This window comes from Paenibacillus chibensis (genome assembly GCF_004001045.1).
Taxonomy (GTDB): domain Bacteria; phylum Bacillota; class Bacilli; order Paenibacillales; family Paenibacillaceae; genus Paenibacillus_AQ; species Paenibacillus_AQ chibensis.
Genome location: NZ_BIMK01000007.1, coordinates 254,490 through 275,604 on the forward strand (window position 1 = coordinate 254,490; position 21,115 = coordinate 275,604).

General features: G+C 48.8%; 12 protein-coding genes. 2 read left to right on the top strand and 10 right to left on the bottom strand.

Annotation, left to right across the window (positions count from 1 at the left end):
* Window positions 1-56: 56 nt before the first annotated feature.
* The 7 genes from PCH05_RS07765 to PCH05_RS07795 all read right to left on the bottom strand — a co-directional run bounded on the left by PCH05_RS07765 (window position 57) and on the right by PCH05_RS07795 (window position 13,967).
* A complete protein-coding gene (locus PCH05_RS07765; protein ID WP_127601793.1) occupies window positions 57-1,688 on the bottom strand; it encodes a glycoside hydrolase family 13 protein in 1,632 nt (543 codons plus the stop codon).
* A gap of 129 nt (window positions 1,689-1,817) precedes the next feature.
* On the bottom strand, window positions 1,818-3,449 hold the full coding sequence (locus PCH05_RS07770; protein ID WP_246049402.1) for an ABC transporter substrate-binding protein: 1,632 nt from the start codon (window positions 3,447-3,449) through the stop codon (window positions 1,818-1,820).
* 25 nt (window positions 3,450-3,474) lie between these two features.
* Entirely contained in the window at window positions 3,475-4,353 is an 879-nt protein-coding gene (locus tag PCH05_RS07775; protein WP_127601794.1) for a carbohydrate ABC transporter permease, read from the bottom strand.
* Between the two features lie 12 nt (window positions 4,354-4,365).
* Window positions 4,366-5,295 carry an ABC transporter permease gene (locus tag PCH05_RS07780; RefSeq protein WP_127601795.1) on the bottom strand — a complete coding sequence of 310 codons (930 nt, stop codon included), beginning with the start codon at window positions 5,293-5,295 and terminating at the stop codon, window positions 4,366-4,368.
* A 75-nt stretch (window positions 5,296-5,370) separates the two neighbouring features.
* On the bottom strand, window positions 5,371-6,981 hold the full coding sequence (locus PCH05_RS07785) for a response regulator (RefSeq protein WP_127601796.1): 1,611 nt from the start codon (window positions 6,979-6,981) through the stop codon (window positions 5,371-5,373).
* A gap of 3 nt (window positions 6,982-6,984) precedes the next feature.
* Window positions 6,985-8,736: a cache domain-containing sensor histidine kinase gene (locus PCH05_RS07790; RefSeq protein ID WP_127601797.1), complete on the bottom strand. Its 1,752-nt coding sequence runs from the start codon at window positions 8,734-8,736 to the stop codon at window positions 6,985-6,987.
* 119 nt (window positions 8,737-8,855) lie between these two features.
* The gene (locus tag PCH05_RS07795) at window positions 8,856-13,967 is read right to left on the bottom strand and encodes a glycoside hydrolase family 66 protein (RefSeq protein ID WP_127601798.1); all 5,112 of its coding nucleotides are present in this window, start codon (window positions 13,965-13,967) and stop codon (window positions 8,856-8,858) included.
* Between the two features lie 409 nt (window positions 13,968-14,376).
* Between PCH05_RS07795 and PCH05_RS07800 the strand changes: the two genes are divergently transcribed.
* Window positions 14,377-15,381 (top strand): LacI family DNA-binding transcriptional regulator, encoded by a 1,005-nt coding sequence (locus tag PCH05_RS07800; RefSeq protein ID WP_127601799.1) that lies wholly within the window; start codon window positions 14,377-14,379, stop codon window positions 15,379-15,381.
* Between the two features lie 774 nt (window positions 15,382-16,155).
* Here PCH05_RS07800 and sigK read toward each other — a convergent pair.
* The 3 genes from sigK to PCH05_RS07815 all read right to left on the bottom strand — a co-directional run bounded on the left by sigK (window position 16,156) and on the right by PCH05_RS07815 (window position 19,636).
* The gene (gene sigK / locus PCH05_RS07805) at window positions 16,156-16,857 is read right to left on the bottom strand and encodes an RNA polymerase sporulation sigma factor SigK (protein ID WP_127601800.1); all 702 of its coding nucleotides are present in this window, start codon (window positions 16,855-16,857) and stop codon (window positions 16,156-16,158) included.
* A gap of 245 nt (window positions 16,858-17,102) precedes the next feature.
* Complete coding sequence (locus PCH05_RS07810) at window positions 17,103-17,738, bottom strand: VOC family protein (RefSeq protein WP_127601801.1); 636 nt, start codon at window positions 17,736-17,738, stop codon at window positions 17,103-17,105.
* 56 nt (window positions 17,739-17,794) lie between these two features.
* The gene (locus PCH05_RS07815) at window positions 17,795-19,636 is read right to left on the bottom strand and encodes an ABC transporter substrate-binding protein (RefSeq protein ID WP_127601802.1); all 1,842 of its coding nucleotides are present in this window, start codon (window positions 19,634-19,636) and stop codon (window positions 17,795-17,797) included.
* A 157-nt stretch (window positions 19,637-19,793) separates the two neighbouring features.
* Here PCH05_RS07815 and PCH05_RS07820 point away from each other — a divergent pair, with 157 nt between their 5' ends.
* Entirely contained in the window at window positions 19,794-21,089 is a 1,296-nt protein-coding gene (locus tag PCH05_RS07820) for an MDR family MFS transporter (protein ID WP_127601803.1), read from the top strand.
* Window positions 21,090-21,115: the final 26 nt, after the last annotated feature.

A 21,115-nucleotide genomic window follows, 5' to 3' on the forward strand; every position in this document is an offset into this window, starting at 1 on the left:
AACAAAACCGGGGCAGCATCAGGTGTACCCGATGCTGCCCCGGCTGGGGTTAAAGCCTACAAAAGTTTAACGGCGAAGGCCTCGTACGGACGCAATTGTAAATGTTCGAAGTCTACGTCTTCTCTGGAATAGTTCCCAATAATAAATTCCCCTGCCTGTCCGATCCCCGGCAATTCCAGTGCCACGGACTCCCTGCTGAAATTGGCAGTTACCAGCCAGGTCTGACCTTCGTAACGGCGGTAATACATGAACACTTGATCCGGCACACCCGTCACCAGTTCAAAACCACCCCATACAACGATCGGATTGTTCTTTCGCAGTTCGATTAACTTCCGGTAGCAGTGGAACACTGAATCCGGATCCTCCAGATTCGCCTTCATGTTAATTTCTGTATAATTCGGATTTACATGCAGCCATGGCTCTCCGGTTGTGAATCCCCCGTTAGGGGTAGCATCCCATTGAATCGGTGTCCGGGCATTATCTCTTCCCTTGGCATTAATGGAATGAATAATCTCTTCCTCGGCATATCCGCCTGCAAGCCGTTCATGATACATATTGATGCTCTCTATATCCTGCACTTCGCTGATCTCTTGCACCGGATAATTGGTCATTCCAAGCTCTTCACCTTGATAAATGTAAGGTGTGCCCTTCATTAAGTGCAGCAGAATGGCAAACATCTTCGCGCTCTGCACACGGTACTGCCCGTCATCCCCCCACCGGGATACAATTCTCGGCAAGTCATGATTGTTCCAGAACAGGCTGTTCCAGCCTTCGTTCCCCAGCTCTGTCTGCCATTTCGCCAGCACCTGTTTTAATTCACTTACAGCAAGCGGCTTCAAATCCCATTTTTCTCTGCCCTCCTGCTGATCCAGACCGATATGTTCAAACTGGAATACCATGGAAAGCTCGTTCCGGTCCGGATTGGAATACAGCTTAGCCGCTTCCGGTGTCGCCCCCCAAGTCTCCCCCACGGTCAGAACATCATGCTTGCCAAACGTCTCCCGGTTCATTTCCTGAAGATATTCATGCAGCTTCGGCCCATTTCCTGTAATCTCCTGATCCGGTATTTTGCCGACCAGATCAATCACATCCATACGGAATCCTCCGACCCCTTTATCCAGCCAGAAATTCATCATATCCCATACCTCTTGCCGGACTTTGGGGTTCTCCCAGTTCAAGTCCGGCTGTCTGCGGCTGAACAAGTGCAGATAGTACTGGCCGCTCGTTTCATCAAGCTCCCAGGCCGAACCGCTGAATGTCGAACGCAGGGAATTGGGAACTCCGCCGTTCACCGGATCACGCCAGATATAGTAGTCCCGGTAAGGATTGTCTTTTCCCTTGCGGGCTTCAATGAACCATGGATGCTCATCCGAAGTATGATTGACCACCAGATCCATAATAATCCGGATGTTGCGGTGCCCTGCTTGTTCGATTAATTCATCCATATCCTCCATTGTTCCGAATTCGCTCATAATATCCTGATAATCACTGATGTCATAGCCGTTATCATCATTTGGCGACTTATAAACGGGACTAAGCCAGATCGCGGTAATACCAAGCTGCTCGAGATAGTCTAATCTGTTGATAATTCCCCGGAGATCGCCGATCCCATCCCCGTCGCTATCCTGAAAACTCCTTGGGTAGATCTGGTAGATAACCGCTGTCTGCCACCATTTCGTATTACTCAATGCAATCACTCCTATATGTTCTATTTATCTATAACTATAAACCAAAAATGAAAAGAGACATAACCGAAGGATTATGCCCCTTTGTCAGACAGATTCGTTTAACAAATAAATTCAGTAATGGAGCACCGCCTATTTCTTGCCGTTTTCTTTAAGCCAGGCATCAAGCTGTTTTTGTGCTTCTGCAATCACCTTGTCGGCTCCCGCTGCCTTTTGTTTCTCCAGCATTTTAGGGACAACCTCTTCCGGATCCAATTGACCGGACTTCAGCCCGTCCACAAAGGTTTTATTGGCATTATCAATTGAAATCAGTTCATTTTTAACCGGCTCCGGATCAAAGACAAATCCGAAAATCCGGGAAGGGTTCGAAGAAATTTGTTGATTGAATTTTTCATAGTTCTGGTATTTATTCGGGTCTTCTCCTACACGGGTGTAGTTAAGCATCTGATTGCCGATTTGCCACATAATATCATGATAATAGCCGACGCTGTCTGTTGTTTGACCTTCCGGCAGAGCAATCTGGCCATCTTGCAGCACATAATGCTTCCCTTCAATTCCGAAGTTAAAGAGGGTCAGCAATTCCTTGTCTTTATAAAAGAGGTTAAGCAGCATCATTGCACGTTCAGGATCTTCTGAGCTCTTCGAAATCGCATACATGGTTGCTGTCATCTTTCCGGTCTGCAGACGGTCAATATTAAGAGGAATCTGCAGCATTTCACGCCCTGCCTTGATCGAACCATTCGGTGAGATCGCAGCTTTACCAATCTCCATATCAGCCAGAATGTCCATATCACCTACAAAAGCGAACCCTTTACCCGCCTGCATTTTCTTCCAGGCATCTAAACCGGGGGTCAGTGCATCCTTGTTAATATACCCCGCCTTGTACCATTTGTTGGTCAGCTTCGCAAGCTCCATATAGCGGGGCGTGGTGAATGAATTGATGACTGTATAATCATCAGCCGCTGTCCCTACGGTGTTAATTGCAGCGATACTTACAATAGAGTCCAGATTCGCGGATGAATAGTAAGCTTCGAGCGGAAAGCTTGGTGCCACCAAAGGCGTGATCCCCGGTTCTTTCTCTTTTATGGTTTGGAGCATAGGCTCCAGATCCTCGACTTTACCGGACTTCAGTGCAGTCAGATCAAAGCTGTATTTGTCCACAAGCTCTTTGTTCAAGTAAACCCCTTGCGTGCCGCCCAGCTCCTGATGGGTATGAATACCGTACAGCTTGCCGTCGCGTTTGGCCGGCTCGTGGTAATCCTTCTCTACAGCTTCGATATCAGGACCGTACTTGGCCAGCAAATCATCAAGCGGCAGCAGTCCCCCTTTGGTAACCTGTTGCTGGAAGCCAAGCCAATCCGCCGTAAACAGCAGGTCCATTTTATCACCGGAAGCCATCATCAGATTCGTTTTATCGCTCCAAGCCCCCCAATCAATGGGATTCAGCTTGACCGTCATATTCAATTCCGGATAAGTCTGCTTCAGATAATCATTCATCGCATCCTGAACCAGCTGATTGTCTTTTTGAGGCGCATCGGGGAATACCATCACAACCTCGTAAGGCTTAAGCCCCGTGCTGGCTGCCCCCTCCGGCTCAGCTGAACCCGCTGGTGAATTTGCTGTGTTATTTCCGCCGCAACCGGCTGCTACGACTGAAGTCAGCATCAGTGCTGCCAGCACAGCAGAACTCTTTTTTAACCAATTCATAAATAGTAGACCTCCCTGGAATTCTTCTATTTTTCCCTTTGAAACCTTTGTCAGCATATACTAATCCGGCATAATGCCGGGATCAGCCTTTCACAGCGCCTACGGTAAGACCCTTTACAAAGTACTTTTGCAGGAACGGGAACACCAGCACCAGCGGACCGATCGCAATCATTGCCATGGCCATGCGGATAGATTCAAGCGGTGTCGTAACCTGGGCGGTGGAGCTATAGGCCTTATTGGCGATCGTCTGCAGGAACGAAGCGTTCATTAAGGTCTTGGTCAACAAATACTGCAGAGAGAACAGCTTCTCATTCTGGATGAAGACCAAACTTGTAAACCAGTCATTCCAGTAGGATACGGTGGTGAACAGCCCGATTGTCGCCATAACAGGCAGGGACAGCGGCAGAATAATGCTGAAGTAGGTCCGGAATTCTCCTGCACCGTCAATCTGCGACGAATCAATCAGGGAAGGCGGAATACTGTTTGTAAAGAAGGTCCGCATGATGATAACGTTGAAGCCGCCTATCAAGCCCGGAATGATTAAAGCCATTAAAGTATCCTGAACATGTAAAAAGCGGGTGTATACAAGATACCAGGGCAGCAAGCCACCCGAGAACAGCATCGTAATCAAAATGTAGAAGCTCAAAGCCCCCCTGAGCGGAAACTCTTTTCTTGATAACGCATAGGCCATTGCCGAAGTCACGAACAAGCTGACAACCACACCGGTGATCGTTACCACAGCAGACACACCATAAGCCCGCAATATTTTCTCGGCATCTTCAATTAAATACTGATAAGCGACAAGACTGAATTTACCCGGCCAGAAGCTGTAGCCATGAACCGTTACCCAGTCTTCGTCGGCGAGCGATATCATAAGCACAAGCCAGAACGGGATCAGGCACGCCAGGCTAAACAAGGTCAGAACAATAATGATGACGGGATTGGTTCTTTTGGAATTCATATTGATCTCCTTTTAGAATAGGGCATTTTCTTTGCTGACTTTACGGACAATCAGGTTGACAGTCACGACTAGCGTGAAGCCGACAACGGATTGCAGCAGCCCTGCCGAGGAGGCAAGTCCCGTATCGCCGGTGACCAGTAACGCATTGTATACATAGGTATCGATAACTTCCGTTGTCTCTTTGATCATACCGGATGCCATTGTCGCCTGATAAAACAGGCCGAAATCAGCATTAAAAATCCGGCCAATCGCCAGCAAAGTCATGATGATTATGATCGGAGCAATCAACGGGATTGTAATTTTCGTCATTTGCTTCCAGCGGCTTGCCCCGTCAATGACAGCAGCTTCATAATATTCGGAGTCAATTCCGACAATCGCTGCCAAGTAAACCACTGCCGAATACCCTACACCCTTCCAGGTGTTGACAATAGTCAAAATGTAAGGCCAATGCTGTGCTTCCGCATACCAGTTATTAGGCTCGAGCCCGAAGGGCTCCAGGATGAATTTATTGACGAAGCCCAGTTCCGGATTTAAAAAACCGTAGACAATATAGCCAACAATGACCATGGATATAAAATTGGGCAGGATCACAGTACTCTGAAAGAACTTGGAGGCGAATTTATTTTTGACCTCGTTAAGAAGAAGGGCCAGCAGTACAGCCAATAATGTATTGATTACTAAAAAGCTGATGTTATACAGCAACGTATTTCTGATGATCAGCCACGCGTCGTTGGAAGCAAACAGAAACTTGAAATTATCTAGTCCGATCCACTTGCTCCCCCAGATCCCGTCCGTATAATTCAGATCCTTAAAGGCTAGAAAAATCCCAAACATGGGTAGATAATTATTGATTAACATCAGCAGCACACCAGGCAGTGCCAGAACAATCAAGGCCCTGTACTTCCAAAAGCCTTTCCGTTTCAATCCTTTTTCCGAAGCCATAATTCCACACCTTCTTATTGGGTTATGTCTTCATTATAAGAAGTTGACTGCAGCTGCTCTGCCGTTTTTATAACCTCAGTCTATTCGTTTTGTGACTTTACGATATTCCTGGGGATTGACATCAAACTGCTTGCGGAACATCTTGGTAAAATGCGAAAAATTACTGTATCCTACCTGTTGTGCTATCGCGCTGACCGGCAGATCCGTAGTGTCCAGCAGCTCGCGGGTACGGTTCATCTTAACTGAAATCAGGAAATCAATGAGACTTTGGCCTGTTTCTTTTTTGAATAGCCTGGAGAGATAAGCCGGATTCAACCCCACATAATCAGCGACAATATCCCTGGAGATTTCTTCTTCCACATTGTGCTGAATGTAGCGGATGGACCGCTCAATCACGCCCCCTTTTTCCTGCCGTTCGAACTCTGCTTCCATAACGGCAGATACCATTCCTTCTGCCCAATGCCTGTATTGAGACAGTCCCCGGATGCGGGCGCTTGTCCAATCTGTAAACTTGGCTATACTGCCTGCATTAATTCCTCTGACTTGCAGGAAGTGGTATATAATCTGCAACGTATCCTGATGCAATGCGTCCAAATGTCTTCCCTGAAAGCATGGATCAGCCTGCAATTTTTCAGCCAGGTTATGGATAAATTGCACAGCAGACTCACGTTTTCCGGTTAGCATATAAGCAACTAAATCATCAAGTTCTATACCTTCCGACTCCGGGGACAGCGGCACTTGGTCCTGAGGGATGTATATGAGCACCGATTGTGTCCGGGAAATGTTGTCACGCTCCATTGTCTTTAAGCTCTCGCACATTCCCGGCAGCTGTTGAAGGGATTTGAACGAGCCGACATAGCAGGTTACTATGCTGTAGAACATATCCTGGCATGCCTTAATAAAATGCTGTCCGGTAGCTTTTAGCTGCTGAATACCAGGCTTCCCGGCTTCCCCGCCTTTGGCATACAGCAGAATGAACAAAACCCCGTTTTTATCAGTAACGGCCTCGCCTTGGTACTGCTCTGTGAAGAATTCTGCCGCCGCTTTTTTGACGGCATATTCCATAATCTCCTGATCTCGCGGGCTTAAGGGTTTATTCCAATTTTCAATACTGATCAGGATGGGCAACACCAGATCAGCAGGCTCTAACCCCACGCCGGCGCCTGCCAGCTCCCGTTCGAAAAAATCTCCAAAAGACAGAATGCTGCGGGACAACAAATCCTGCCAGAAACGCTCCACCCGCTTCGGCTTCTCTTGCTGCCACAGATTAAGATACTTATGGTACATTTTATTGTAAGACTCGTACTCTTCTTTCTCACGGACAGCTGCAATCATCCCCGATACGGCAGACAACAGTTCAGCTGTATCAACAGGCTTGAGCAGATAATCGAAGCTCCCGAGGTTAACTGCTCTTTTGGCATAGGAAAATTCGGAATGACAGGTCAGAAAGATGGTTTCCGTCCAGGGCGAATGTTCTTTTACCCAGCCAACCAGCGAAAGCCCGTCTTCATCGGGCATTTCAATATCGCATATCAGCAGATCAATCTTTTTTTCATTTATTATTTCTCTGGCTCTGTCTGCTCTATTAGCTGTCACAACCTCTTCAATTCCAGCCTCGTTCCAGTTACAGCAGTAAAGAAGGCCCTCTACAGCAAATTGTTCATCATCCACAATCAATAATCGCATAGCTTATCGTTCTCCTTCTGTATATTCAATGGGCAGGATCAGGCGCACCCGGAATCCGGACGGCTCATTCCCGCTGAAGTGAATGCCGGCACGCCCCTGATATCGCATGGCCAGCCTCTGTTTCACATTCCAGATCCCGATATGACCTTCCTCAGTTCCCGGCGTGTAATCAGGAGCATTTAACTCCTGCAGTTTCTGGGGACTGCTGCCTTTTCCGTTGTCCGAAATCTCAACAATCATGGTATCATTCACTTCTTCAGAACGGACTGCCGAAATATCCAGACAGAACGTCTCGGTTTTTAAACTTATGCCATGGAGCATGGCGTTTTCTACAAAGGGCTGTATGATCAAGGACGGTATAACAGCGCTTTTAAGATCTTCGGCTACCGTAATCCGGAAATCGAAAGACTGTTGATAGCGCATCTTTTGAATTTCAAGATAATTGCGGAGATGCTCCATTTCCTGTCCTAAAGTTATGCTGTCCTCCTTCACCTGAAGCATAAAACGGAAATACTGCACCAGATGCCGCACCGTCTTTTTCACCAGTTCGTATCGCTGCAGGTCGGCAAGCTGAAATACAATATTGAGGGTATTCAAAAAAAAGTGTGGATTAATTTGCATCTGCAGATGCTTCATCTCTGCTTTTTGCACATGTAACCGTTCCTCATATACATCAATTTTTAAATCTTGTATTTCAACAACCATAGAATTAAATGCCTGATTTAGTGCTTGAAACTCTAACAGGTTGGAAGACGGAAGCTGGGTCTCCATAGAGCCTTTTCTTATCCGGTGGATCCCCCCCAGTAAATCCAGAATCGGACGGATAACCATGCGGCGGAAATAATACAAGTAGACCAGTAAAATGATCAAAATAAAAAAGGGAAGCACATTAATAACCATCTGGAAAATATTCAAGCCTTGAAGCAGCTCTGAAGCGGGGATGACCACGGAAAGATTGATTCCCAGAGCCGCTGACTGGCTGGACACAACGAATAATTTGACGCCTGCATGTGAGAAAGAAAACGAAGCATTCCGGCTCAGCTCCTCACGCGGCAGCTTGAAATCGTAATCCATTGTTTCCGAAGGGCTGGTTAAGATATTCCCGTCATTATCCACGATAAGCACATCTCCGCCGGATTGCAGGTTCAGATTGCCCAGCGGCGAACGTAAGGAGTCGATTCGGATAAGTGCGCCAATATAGGCGGGACTGCCCAGATCATTGCCTGCTATCCGGTTTAAATAGTAATCTCCCGCGATCTTGACGAGGGTCCATTTATACTGGAGCGATTCTAATTGCTCTCTGTTATGGACCGTATCTGTAATCGATGTCCGGACTTCATCCATATAAGCCTCTGTTGTTCCCAGTACATTGGATAATGTCAGTGTATCGTTGACGCTGGAGTATAAATAGAACATGTCCACGCTGTGATAATAGGCCTGATAGGCTTGATTTCGTTGCATAAGTCCCATGCGGGCGAAAAAATATTCGGAATCGCTCAGCCCCGGGGAAGTGAGCTCAAGAAAGTTCTCATCATGATCAACAATATCCACCAGATTAATCGTAATATCCCCGAGACTGCTCTCCATCATTTGCAGATTGGAGCTCACCAGGTTCTGATAAGATCTGGATACCTGATCCAGAACATTTTGCTTGGCATAGTATCCCCCTGCAAAAAGTACAGTGAGCAGAGGAACCGTTATAGCGGCAAATAATTGAACAAGCCTTACACCCAGCGAATTTTTTCTGTTTTTCATAATGCATCCTTTCTGTGACCTGACGTAAAATAACCCCACAAAGTGGGGCTTTTAAATGGAAGCTGACTCAAAGGGCCACCTCGGTGACCCTAGAACGGCATGAGTAAACTACTGTTGCTCTATTCTAACAAATACGCTATGGCTTGTGCCGCTTCTGCCCGGGTAGCATTAGCTGCAGGTAAAAAGGTCCCATTGGCATAACCTTTCATCAATCCGGCAGATTGTACAATCTGAACCGCCGCTTGTGCCCAGGCTGAAATCTCTTTGCTGTCCCGGAAGGCTAATGTTGATTCCTCTGACCGGTCGGTGCCGCCAGCCTTTATAAATGCGCCTGCCAGCATCACTGCCATCTCCTGGCGGGTTATCGGTACATTAGGCGCAAATCGTTCCCCGCTTCTGCCGGTAATCAAGCCTGCCTGATATGCAGCAGCAATATCCTCCGCAAACCAGCTGTCTGCAGCAACATCCGTAAACGGAACGGGACGGTCAGCCTTCAATTGAAGCGCTCTGACCAATAAGTCTGCAAACTGTGCGCGTGTGATCTTCGCCGAAGGAACGAAGGTATGCTCTGTTACTCCACTTATCACATGCTTTGCCGTTAAGGTATGAATGGCCTTGAACGCCCAATGCTCCGCTGGCACATCAGTAAATGATTTGTCGTAAGCAAAGACGGTATACCGGCTGAAGTGATACAGCTCCGCGCTGATTTGCTGTGCCGCTGAATCTGCTCTGCTGCTGACATACTCCCACTTTTGGAGCGGTTCCAGGAAAGAGTAGATCCCCAGCAAATCATTAAGTTCCCCTTGTCCAGTAAGTCCGTCAAACTTTAAGGTGAGCTGAACTGGACTTCTGAAAGAATCAAGTCTGGATATGCCTTCGTTTGCCGTCGTCACTCCGAATTCAAATTCATACACCGGTCCAGCGGAAATCCAGGGCTTCCCGTCCGGAAGAAAAGCATCCTTTGGCTCGAGCTTGTTAAATGTAATCTGAATGTTCGACTCAGCTGTCAGTTTCCCTTTGTTCGCTTCAAGAAGCTGAAGAACATGGTCCTGCATGAAATGCAGGGTGAACCTATTCCCTTGAAGTAGCAGGTTATCTCCTTGTAATCCCTCTATAGCAGAAACCGGAATGAGCATCCGATTGTACTTCTCCTCATTGACCGCAATTGTGATATTCCCATCGGCCGCCACGTTTAGGTCCTCAGCCTGCAGGACAAGGGCCTCCCTTTCTGCTGCTGCCGGAGTTGGCGTAGCCGTATTCGAGGCAGTGCTTCCCGTTGATCCCGGCACAGCAGTGGCTGCCGGTGTTGGAGCAGCGGTTACAGACGGTGCCTCGGTTGGAAGACCGGGTTCTTCACTGCTGAAGATAGGTTGTACTGTTACTGTTACCGGGTCTTTGTCGATATAAATCATTGTCCAATACTGCAGAGAAGGCAGTTTAATCAGCAGCTTCTCACCATCCCAGGAATACTCCAGCTCTTGTGACAGGCCGTGCCCGGCGTCAGGCGTAGCGGCATAGACCTTCAGTTTCGGTGCTTCTTTCTGCGTAATCCCGATATCGTATGATACTTCCAAGGAGTGGAGGACCGCCGGCTCATTGGCTGCATTTCTCCAGTTACTGTCATTGTTAAACAAATTGATCAGATGCAGCACGTCATACCGTTCAAAGCCTGGATTCGTGTCATTTTTTCGGACGGTTGCCCAAATTGTATTCTCCGTTCCGTCTTTGCTTATAGCCAGCTTGCCGCCATCAGCCTCTACGGAAACCATTGCCAAAGAATCGGCTGTGCTGCCGAATAGCAGGTTTTCATAGGCTGCATTAAATTTATAATATTCCTGCATGGAATCCTTGGTGGAGGCCAGCATTTTTTTGCTGCGGTTTGGATAATATTCATGGGCCAGCATGTTCGGGCCTTCCGATTGCTGCTCAGCCGTCCCCAGCTCAATATGAGTAGCACCCATCGATGCCAGCCCGGCATCCATCAGCCGTACAGACGGCTCGTTGAAATAACCCGCCGTTACCCCGCTCAGCTGGATCGTTCCGGCGATATCGTCCGCTTCCATACGAAGGGTAACGGTATGAATGCCCGCTTCCATGTGTGGAATAATCACATAGCCGTCCCCGCTGTATTTCTCACTGCTCTCTGTGCTGTCCAATCCGATCTTCAGCTCCTTGCCATGTTCATCCTTAGCGCGCACACCGTCAATATAAACTGAACGGGTCGTTAAACCGCCCGGATTGGAATATGTGAAGATCAGACTTTGCTCCCCCGATTGAGGGATGTTCACCGGATAGGTTACCTGCTGGCCTACTTCGCCAAAATTCAGCACGGTATCCTTATAGAGTGAGAACGGTGATTCCGTGTTTGTACTTTCAGCTTCATAGCTGCGGGTTACAGCTTCCGGGTCACCGGATAAGGTAATGTTCAGCTTATCCAGCCTGATCCCGCTGTCCTGGCCTTCCGGCATTTTAATAACAATGGTGTTTTCACCTTCTGCCAGCGGGATGCCTTTAACTGCCGCTTCTTCCCAGCGGGAGCCGGTGGTTGGCGCAAAGCTTACTGGAGTTCCCGCGTCATTGTTAACATATACGCTGCGGCTGACGGTCACTGCTCCCTGGGCATCATTTTGATAAATCCAGCCGAGATCATAGAGGCCTGACTGCATTGTATTTACTGTAAACGCCAAGCGGTCATTGACATTATTGAAATCGGAGGCATACCCGGTTATAGGAACTACTCCTCCTGCCACTTCAGCTCCGCCGGTACTGTATTCGTACCCTCCGGCCATAATCCCGCCAACATTGGTATATTGTCCGCTGGATTCCATCTTCAGCGTAACCTTCTGGTATCCCTTCTGGAGCGGGACTGACACTTCAAGGGGCTGCATGGTACCGCTCCAGCCGCCGGCTGTTTTGGGGAACGTGATATTCTGTGCCTGCGGAGCCGGCTCCCCGTCCACCAGTACCGACATTACAGGATCATTCTCTCCATGATACAGGACCGTAATCTTGTCCAGCGGACGGTCTGCATATACATTATAGGTGACCGTCTGCCCGGTCTGTCCGAAATTATCCGTCTTGCTCTCACTGTAATTCATGCTGTTGGTTTGCGGGATATCCGCATACAGCGTGTAGTATTTCTGTGTGCCGACAGTCATATATTGGAGCTTGATACCCAGATCATTTGTAGAGGATTTCAGGGTTATCGTGTTATCGCCTTCCTTCAGATGAACAGTCTGCAGATTGTTCATCACGGAGAATTTATCCCATGTTCCCACACCGGCAAATGTAACCTCTCCCTGAGGCACATCATTAACAAGCAGCTCACGTTTCACCGCCTGCCAATCCGAAGCAAAGCTGAATCCAAGCGGATAATCTCCTTCAGCAGGAACGTTCACCTGGAACTTCACGTAATCGCCTGCGGTATCAAAATAATACACATTGCTGTACTGATCCACAATTACAGTATCCAGCTTGGCATCTACCGCCTCGTAGCGTTCGTTAATCCCTTGGCCCTGCACCTCCAGGCTCGCGAGATTAAGCCACTGGTTATTGGTGTTCAGCGTGAGTTTAACTGAATTTTCACCCTTCTTCAGCGGTGCTGCCACTGTAGCTTGCGCAGTCGGGTTCCCCCAACCCGTATTGGCTTCAAAGGGGATGGCTGCCGCAGCAATTTCATCGTTAACAATCAGCTTGCCTTCCGGAGCACCGGAGCCATTGCCCTGCCCGTAATTGAGAACAAGCGTATACAGACCGTCTGCGGGTGCATTTACTGTAAACGTCACCGCATCCGTATCTTTGCGTCCAAAGTTGCCTACCCAACCGTAAGCTTTGGTGATCCGGGACTGGTAATCCAGCGTTACCGGAACATCCAGCGCTTCCGTCCCCCGGGTCGGCAGACCTGTAGCCTCCTTATAGTTCATATAGCCGGCAATAACCATTGCTTTGCCGCCGTCTTTCTCCCGGGTATCTTCCACAACCTTCTGGATATCGCGGTAATGGTTGCGGTCCTGCCAAATCTCACTGTAGTCGAAATCGGTTTTCGTATCCGGATTAGGAACAGCGCTATATTCGGCATTGCCTCCCACCATATTGAATGTAACCTTGCTCTTATCGGGATTATTTGCAAGCAAAGAGTCCTTAACCGAGTTAATCAACTGGCCATAATCGAGAGAATAGTAACGTTTGTTGCCGTTATAGTCATACAGAAAATTGTTGTCATTTGCTCCCCATTGGTCCAGGTGGATGCCGTCGAACCCAAAGGTGTTAATAGAACGGTCAAATTGTCTGGTGATATAATCCTGCCAGAATTTGTTGCCCGGGTCTTGCAGGAACAGAGAGGTTGTCTTCCCGTTCACATCAAAGGTATAGCCGTTTTGGTCTTTTTGCAGATCATTTAGGTCAAGCTGAGCACTGTTATAAAGTCCCCACTCCGGGCTGACGCCAAAATCTTCATAGTTCTCACGCGCCGCATAATTCATCTGATAGGCCATAGCTGCAGAGCCGTATTTCTGGGCGGCCTCTACCTGCTGCTTAACGCTCAAGGGATACAGCGAACGGCCCAACAGATCCAGGTAGTGCGTATCTGCATTAATATCTTCATCGATAAAGTTTCCATCCGCATCTGTCAGCGGCTGTCCATTCTCATCGGTCTTGGAATACACCGAAACATCATGACGCCACATCCAGTCATAGAACTGGTAGGCATTAATGTAGTAGTCCTGAGACAATTCTCTGAGCTTGGAGTCACTCTCTTCCGCCGTTTCCTGCGGGAAATCCGCTACATATCCGTATCTTGGGAAATGCGTCCAATCACTTGAAACATCGATGGCTGCAGTTGCATAATCCGTTGGTACAGCTCCCTCGATCCAAGCTTTTGCCGTATACCCACGGAAATCCTCAGCCGGAGGTGTCCAGCCCACTGTAAGCTTGTTGCTTCCTTCCCGCAAAACCGTCAGAGCTTTGCTGCCTTCGGCAACCAGCGTATTCAGCTGATAAATCTGCAAGTGCAGTTTGCCGCTCCAATCGGCAGATTGATCCAGGGTCAAGATCAGTTCTGCAGCCTCACCCGGAGCGAAGCGGGCCTTTGAAGGCACCATCTTTAGTATTTTTGGATTGACCTCACCTGCCGGCTCCGCCTGAGCCGTTCCACTGCGGGCATAACCTGTTGTAAACGTCTGAACCAGTAACAGCACTAAACAGAGAAATAGAAATGCTTGTTTCCTGACCATAAGACCGCTCCTTCATACTCATAATTTTGTAGAAAACAATACTGCCAAGACTGGATACGGATGTTGGCTTTTAAAGAGGTACAGCTTTTAAAGTGCTACAGGTTTCAGAAAGGATATCAGGCAAACGTAAACGTTTACTCAAATAGGTAAAAAACATCTTTACTGAGATATCCCCTGCCCTGTCCGAAAAAGATTTATTGCCGATTCGAAGCATTTCATCACTCTCCGCTTGAAATTCGCAATACGTAAACGCTTACTATAAAGTATCCCGTTTATTTTTTCTTGTCAATGCTTACTTTTCTAACGCAAGGCTGTTATTGACAAAATAAAGGTTAGGACTTATATTCTTGGTAAACGTTTACTTTGCTCCGATTGTTTATTTAACGCTAACCGATAGGCAGGAGATTACATGAATCCCACGATTAAAGACGTTGCCCAGAAGGCGAATGTTTCCATCGCCACGGTCTCGCGAGTGCTGCATAACCTGGGCGGCTATTCAGATAAAACGAAGCAAAAGGTGGACCAGACCATTAAAGAGCTTAAGTATCAGCCGAATGCAATCGCCCGCGGACTGATTAACAAGCGTACCCAAACCATCGGCGTGTTATTTCCTGATGTGTCGAGTGCCTTCTCTTCCGATCTCTTGCATGGAATCGACGAGTTCGTTCATAACCACAATTACAGTGTAGTGGTCTGTAACACCGATCAGGACGGCAAACGCACACTAAAGTATCTGCAGCTTCTGCGCGAGAAGCAGGTTGACGGGATTCTTTTCTCCAGTGAAGTACTCAAGAAAGAGTACTATGACCTGTTGGAAGACATGAGAGTGCCGGTGGTGTTGATCTCTTCCCAGACCGATTTCCCCAATGTTCCCTATGTTAAAATTGATGATTTTCAGGCTGCCTATGATGCAGTGGATTATCTGGTCGCCAAAGGCCACCGCAGAATTGCCATGATCAGCGGAACCAAGGGCGATCCCATCGCCGGGACGCCAAGAATCGAAGGATACCGTAAAGCGCTGGAAGCTCACGGAATTGCTTTTAACAGCAGGTATTTATTCTATGGAGACTTCATGTATGAAAGCGGCAGCAGAGCCATGAAGACCATCTTAAAAAAAGCACCGGAGGTTACCGCAGTATTTGCAGCCAGTGACGAGATGGCAATCGGTGCTCTTTCCACCGCTGCACAGCATGGCCTGAACGTACCCGAGGACATCTCCATCATGGGATACGACGATCTCCGGTTAGCCCGGATGGTTAACCCGCCACTAACTACAGTGAGGCAGCCGCTCAATGATATTGGGATGATCGCTTCCGGGAAGCTGATTGATATGATTGAATCAGGGGAAATCGCCCAGAGTCAAATCTGTGCTCATTCCATTGTGGAAAGACAAACAGTCAGAACTATTACCTGAGTTCTGAATGAATAAAGGCAGCATCTGATAGCTATACATGAATCGGCTTATCCTGGGATGAGCCGATTCTTATATACATTTTGTTATCACCACTACCTTGTAGCCTACACACTCACCGCTAGACCTTATCAAACTTATGATAAAGCTTCTTCAGCGCTCCCTCTCTATCCTTGACACATAACTCCTCGAGATCTCCAATTCCTTTGTCTACCGCCGTATCCGCTCTTCCCGCCGGTGTCGAGATTGCGGTATCTCTTACTCTTTTTAATCTTCAAATCCAAAATCCACTCTTAAATATTCATGTCAGTTATTCTAACTTAGAAAATCCATATTATCACAGTAAGTAATAAAAACCCTCTTTTTCTATACAAAAAGCCGGAAGTATATTAATTTTTATATCTTCATAGATGTTCAAAAAATTATCTTCATCTCTCCGTGAGATTCGGAAGCCCAGCCTGAGTGGATTTTTTGAGGCTGCGGATTCTATGAAGTGTTGCCTTTAATGCTTCCACCATCTCCCCTCCTTTAATCCTGTTCATTCATTTTCTCTATCTTACCCGTACTATCTACTCTAACGATTTTGCAAGGTCCTGTGTAAAATTCATCAATATAGAAATACTTCATTTCTGTTTATAGCTCGGATATACCACAGCAAAGCACAATTTATATCAACTTAAAAGCATGGTGTATAGAATCTAATCATTGAGTTTTCTAAAATAAATAACCTGTAAGACTGAGACCTTTAATGTCTCATTCCTACAGGCAATTTATGAGTTAACGCTTCGCCTTATAAAACTCATGATACAGCTTCATTAGCGCCCTTTTCTCAATCCGCGACACGTAGCTGCGACTTATGCCCAAGTCCTTCGCAATCTCCCGCTGCGTCCGCTCCTCCCCGCCTGTGTCCAGGCCGAAGCGGCCGACGACGACCTCCTTCTCCCGTTCATCGAGAATATCAAGGTTCCGGTATATCTTGCTCTTTTCTATCTTCAGATCCACTTCCTTAATCACATCGTCGGTTTCCGACCCGAGGATATCTATCAACGTGATCTCGTTCCCTTCCTTGTCTGTCCCAATCGGATCATGGAGAGACACGTCTTTACGGGTCTTTTTCAGCGAACGGAGGTGCATCAATATCTCGTTTTCGATACAACGGGCAGCGAAGGTAGCCAGCTTCGTGCCTTTATTCGGCTGAAAGCTTTCAATCGCTTTGATTAGACCGATCGTGCCGATGGAGATCAGATCTTCGAGATCCTCGCCCGTGTTGTCGAATTTCTTGACGATATGCGCAACCAATCGCAGGTTATGCTCGATCAGCATGTTGCGGGCATGGGCATCGCCCTCAGCCATCAGCTGAAGGTACTTGCTCTCTTCTTTCTCCGTGAGGGGCTGGGGAAAAGCGTTGTTTTTGACATACGAAACCAACAGCGTCAGTTCTTTGATAAAAAGGGCTATAAAGCTGAATAATCCAGGCAAAGATGCCACCTCCTGCTGAATGACTACACCGCTACTTCTTTACAATGTGAACTCCATGCTCGCATATGCGGTCTTGTTCATTCTATGTAGGCAAAGGCCCAACTGTGCCTGTACGGGTAATTTTTAGCCTATGCTTCAGTAAGTCCCGCCGCTTGTCTGATTCATTCGAAATGGTCTCCATGACGACTTATCCACATAAAAGAAGCGCATCCTCGCTTCAAGCGAAAATGCGCCCGTATTTAAACCTAAGCTCCAAACTCCCGTATGCCATGGCCCTCGACTCGCAGCATGACCGGAAAAATTTTTGCGTCCTGCCGTGCAAAAAACCAGCGCCGGTCCTTTTTCACCACGATCAGCAGACCCTGCTCATCCCCGACCGGCACAAAATCCTCGCTTCCTTCTCTCCACTTGGTAAATCCTTGGCCGAGCAACTCGTCCACGAAGGAAAGCACGTCCTCTTGAACGATGCCGACTTCGCTCACGCAAAGCAGGCTGCTCGCGCCGAAAGGCTCATCCGAAGCGTTATCCAGGCTATGCCTTGCGATCAGTTCCACGATATTGCCTGCCGGATCCTCGAAATACACCGCGTGGGCATTCCAGGATACGAAGTCCGCTTCATCCTCGCCTTCTTCCCGGTTCAGCCTGACTTTATCCGACAGCCAAGCCTTGGCTTCCCGAAACTGGTTCTCCGGAATGTTGAAGGCAACATGATAGAAAGGCTGTCCTTCCGTCGCCCCTTCGAAGGTAAGTCGTGTCTTGCCGATCTTGAGCGAAAAGAAATCTTCTCCCGCATCGATAACGGGCACACCCAGCGTCTCTTCGTAAAATCGTTTCAAAGGCTGCAATTCCGCTGTTTTCAGTCGAACATCCAAAAAGCGCATCTCTTTTACCTCCTTATCGGTGCTCGTCGTTTCTTACATGGATATTACCACTTTTCTCAGGAGGGTTGAATCCAGATTTTATGAAAATCGAGCCACCCGTATTCATTCATGCTCACGCCGCGGATCGATTTATGAAAAGCGGTGCTGCTCTTCTTATGGGCCAGAAACAAGATCAGATGGTCCTGCCTGATCCGTTTCTCCAGCCCCCGCAGCATCTCGCTGCGCCGATGTCTGTCCGGCTCGCGGCATACGGCTGCTGCAGTCTTTTTTACATGTTCGGCCATATCCTCGTCATATGCGGTCAGGAAATAGTTTTTTTGCAAATAGACCTCCAGCTCCCCGACCTCATCCGTTTCCAGCGTCGCGCCGAACAACCTTCCGTCGTATGCCGGCTGCCCGTTTTGGCCGAAATGAACCAGGTCCTCCATCGTAATGCGGACATGAATGCCGAAGGGTTTCAGATGCTCCGCAATCCAGACAGCGTCCTCCTGATGGAACATGTTGACCGATAAATGGAAGGTTTCTCCGTTGTAACTGCTGGCCATAAGCAGATCCCGTATTTCTTGCTCGGACAGGCAGGTCTGTTCCGTTTCCGCCTTATTCCGTTCATCTTCCGGATGGTTTGGCCGAGGGCGAAATCCCCGGGCCGGATACATCCGGTCCTCTCCCAGCTCGGCAATCAGCTGCTGACGGTCAATGATCTGGTGAAGAGCTTGGCGGAACAGCGGGTCATGCTGCGGCCCCTGTTTCCACTGATTAAAAACAAGCAGACTGCTGCAGGCAAACATTGATTCCTCCCTGCACCAATCGCTCCCCTCTTCATATCTCCGCGGATCCAGGCGCGTAAGGCCCGCATCCCCCTGCGAAGACATGACCGATGCCCAGTCCGGTTCCTTCAGCCGTCCGGTTTCCGTATCGGGAAAAATCAGCACCTCCACCCGGTCCAAATGGGGTCTCCCTTGAAAATGAGCATCAAACGCCTCGAGCACACAGATCCCTTCATTCAGCTGTGCCAGCCGGAAAGGGCCGGTTCCCGAGGGCTTCGACCAAAACTCCGCCCGATCTCCTGACGCCAGCTCAACCGGAAGGATACTTGTCGGTACCGTACACAGAAACCGCAAAAGCAAATGATTCGGCTGTCTCAGCCGGATATTCACCGTCTTATGATCGGCGGCCTCCATGGACTCGATGTCCTGAAGCATCCATGCGGCTTCAAACGAATCCGGCTGAAGACGAATCCGGTTCAAGGAGAACAGGACATCTTCCGCATTCAGTTCACGGCCATGATGGAACATCACGCCCTTTTTCAAATGGAAAGTCCAGAACAAACCATCCAGGCTGTTCTCCCAGGAGTGGGCGATGCAGGGCATGACCTGTCGGTTATCCCTATCATACTTGACCAAGGTATTAAACAGCTGGCCTGCCAGATGAAAGTCGAACGCATAGTAGACACGACCGGGGTCCAGCGTGTAAATTTTGCGGTACACCGGCAGCCGCAGCGTATCCTGCAGCCGATCGGACACGGCCTTCGTGCTGAAGCCCATACCTTCGGACAACCAGTCCATGAACCTGTTTCTGACCGACTCCGTGCCATACCGGTTCATCAGGTCCACGGACTCCTGCACCTGCCCCTGCTCCATGCGCTGCTTGACCTCCCTGAGAAGGACATCCTCCAGCCCTTGAAGCAAGGTCAACTCCGAACGGTTGCCCCTTCCTTGCCCGGCTTTCCATTCGATCCAGCCCGTATCGCTGAGATGATGGACAATCTGTTTCACATACCTTGGCGTACAGTGCCACACTTCGGTCAGCTGCGAAATCGTTACCGGAAAAGACTTGCCCGCTTGCGCCCCGTGGAAATAACTGTTCAGCTCCAAATAACGCAATGATGCCGCCTGCATCCTTAACTCCCCCCCCTTTAAAGCATCCATCTTCGAAAAAGGTGAACTCATTTTGATTGATTGTACACTTTTATTCATCTTTATGGTAGCTATAATGAAATCCATACCCAGAGCCTTTATCCATCATACTGCAAGCATGAAAGGAGAGAATCGGATCATGAATGCCATCCCGAAACGATTGACCCAAACATGGACCGGTTTTCATCCGGTCGCTTGGGGCGTCGGAACCTTCCTGTCACGAACCGGTTATTTTATGACCATACCGTTCCTGGGCATCTATCTCGGAAAAGTCCACGGGATCGATCCGGCAACCATCGGAGCGATTCTTGCCGTCAGCTTGTTCGTCGGAACCTGGAGCAGCTTTGCGGGAGGAGCTCTGTCCGATCGCTTCGGGCGTTACCCTGTCATGATTTGGTCCATGGCCGTATGGGGTCTCGTCTATGTCGGCTTTGCCTTTGCCGATTCCCCGTGGCAGTTTTTCCTGCTCAGTGCGCTGAACGGACTCTTCCGCAACATTTTCGAACCTGCCGCCAGGGCGCTTCTGGCCGATGTCACATCCGAGAAACAGCGCGCCGACGTATTTAATGCCAGATATTTTGCGATCAACCTTGGCGGGGCCATCGGCCCGTTGATCGGACTGAAGCTCGGAATCGGCGGAACGTCATCCTTGCTGCCGTTTCTCCTCAGCGCCACGATCTATGGACTATACGCCCTTCTGCTGATCGGTTTCAGTATGAAATTCAAGCAAACGCGTGCGGATTCCCGGCCCCACATCAAGGCCGAATCCTTGTCCGCGCGCCAGATGGTCAAAGTCGTCTTTAGCGACAAGGTCTTCCTTTATTTTTTGCTGGGCAACCTCTTCGTGGCAGGCGCGTATTCTCATCTGGATACGACTTTATCCCAATATATCGGCCATGACCGGGTCGATGCCTACTCGCTGCTGTTCGTCGTCAATACCGTATCGGTCCTGCTGCTGCAGTATCCGCTCGGACGGCTGATGAAACGCTACTCCTCCATGACCGCGCTGAAGGTCGGGTGCTTGCTCTTCGGACTTGGTTTATTCGGTCTCGGCACGTCGGAGCACATCATTCTGCTCATATTATCGATGATTATATTTACGAGCGGAGAAATTCTTTGCTTCGTGATCGGGGACGTGCTGATTGGCGAAATCGCGCCGGAGCATTTGCGGGGAGCCTACTTCGGAGCCAGCGGCCTCGCGTTCATCGGTCAGAGCGCCAGTGCCTGGCTCGGCGGCATGCTCCTGAAGAGTCTGGGATTTTCCCAAGGACCGCTGATCTTTGGCATCCTGATGGTGCTCGCTTTTGCTGCCTTTCCGTTCTTTCACAAGGGCCAGCTGCTCCGAAACCGGCGCGCTGGCGATCGGGAGCCGGCAGCAAATCCGCTTAAGTCCATGGATTCCGATGCGCTTGAGAATTCCAGCTCTACCTGTTGAACAGCAATTGCATATGAAGTACCAAA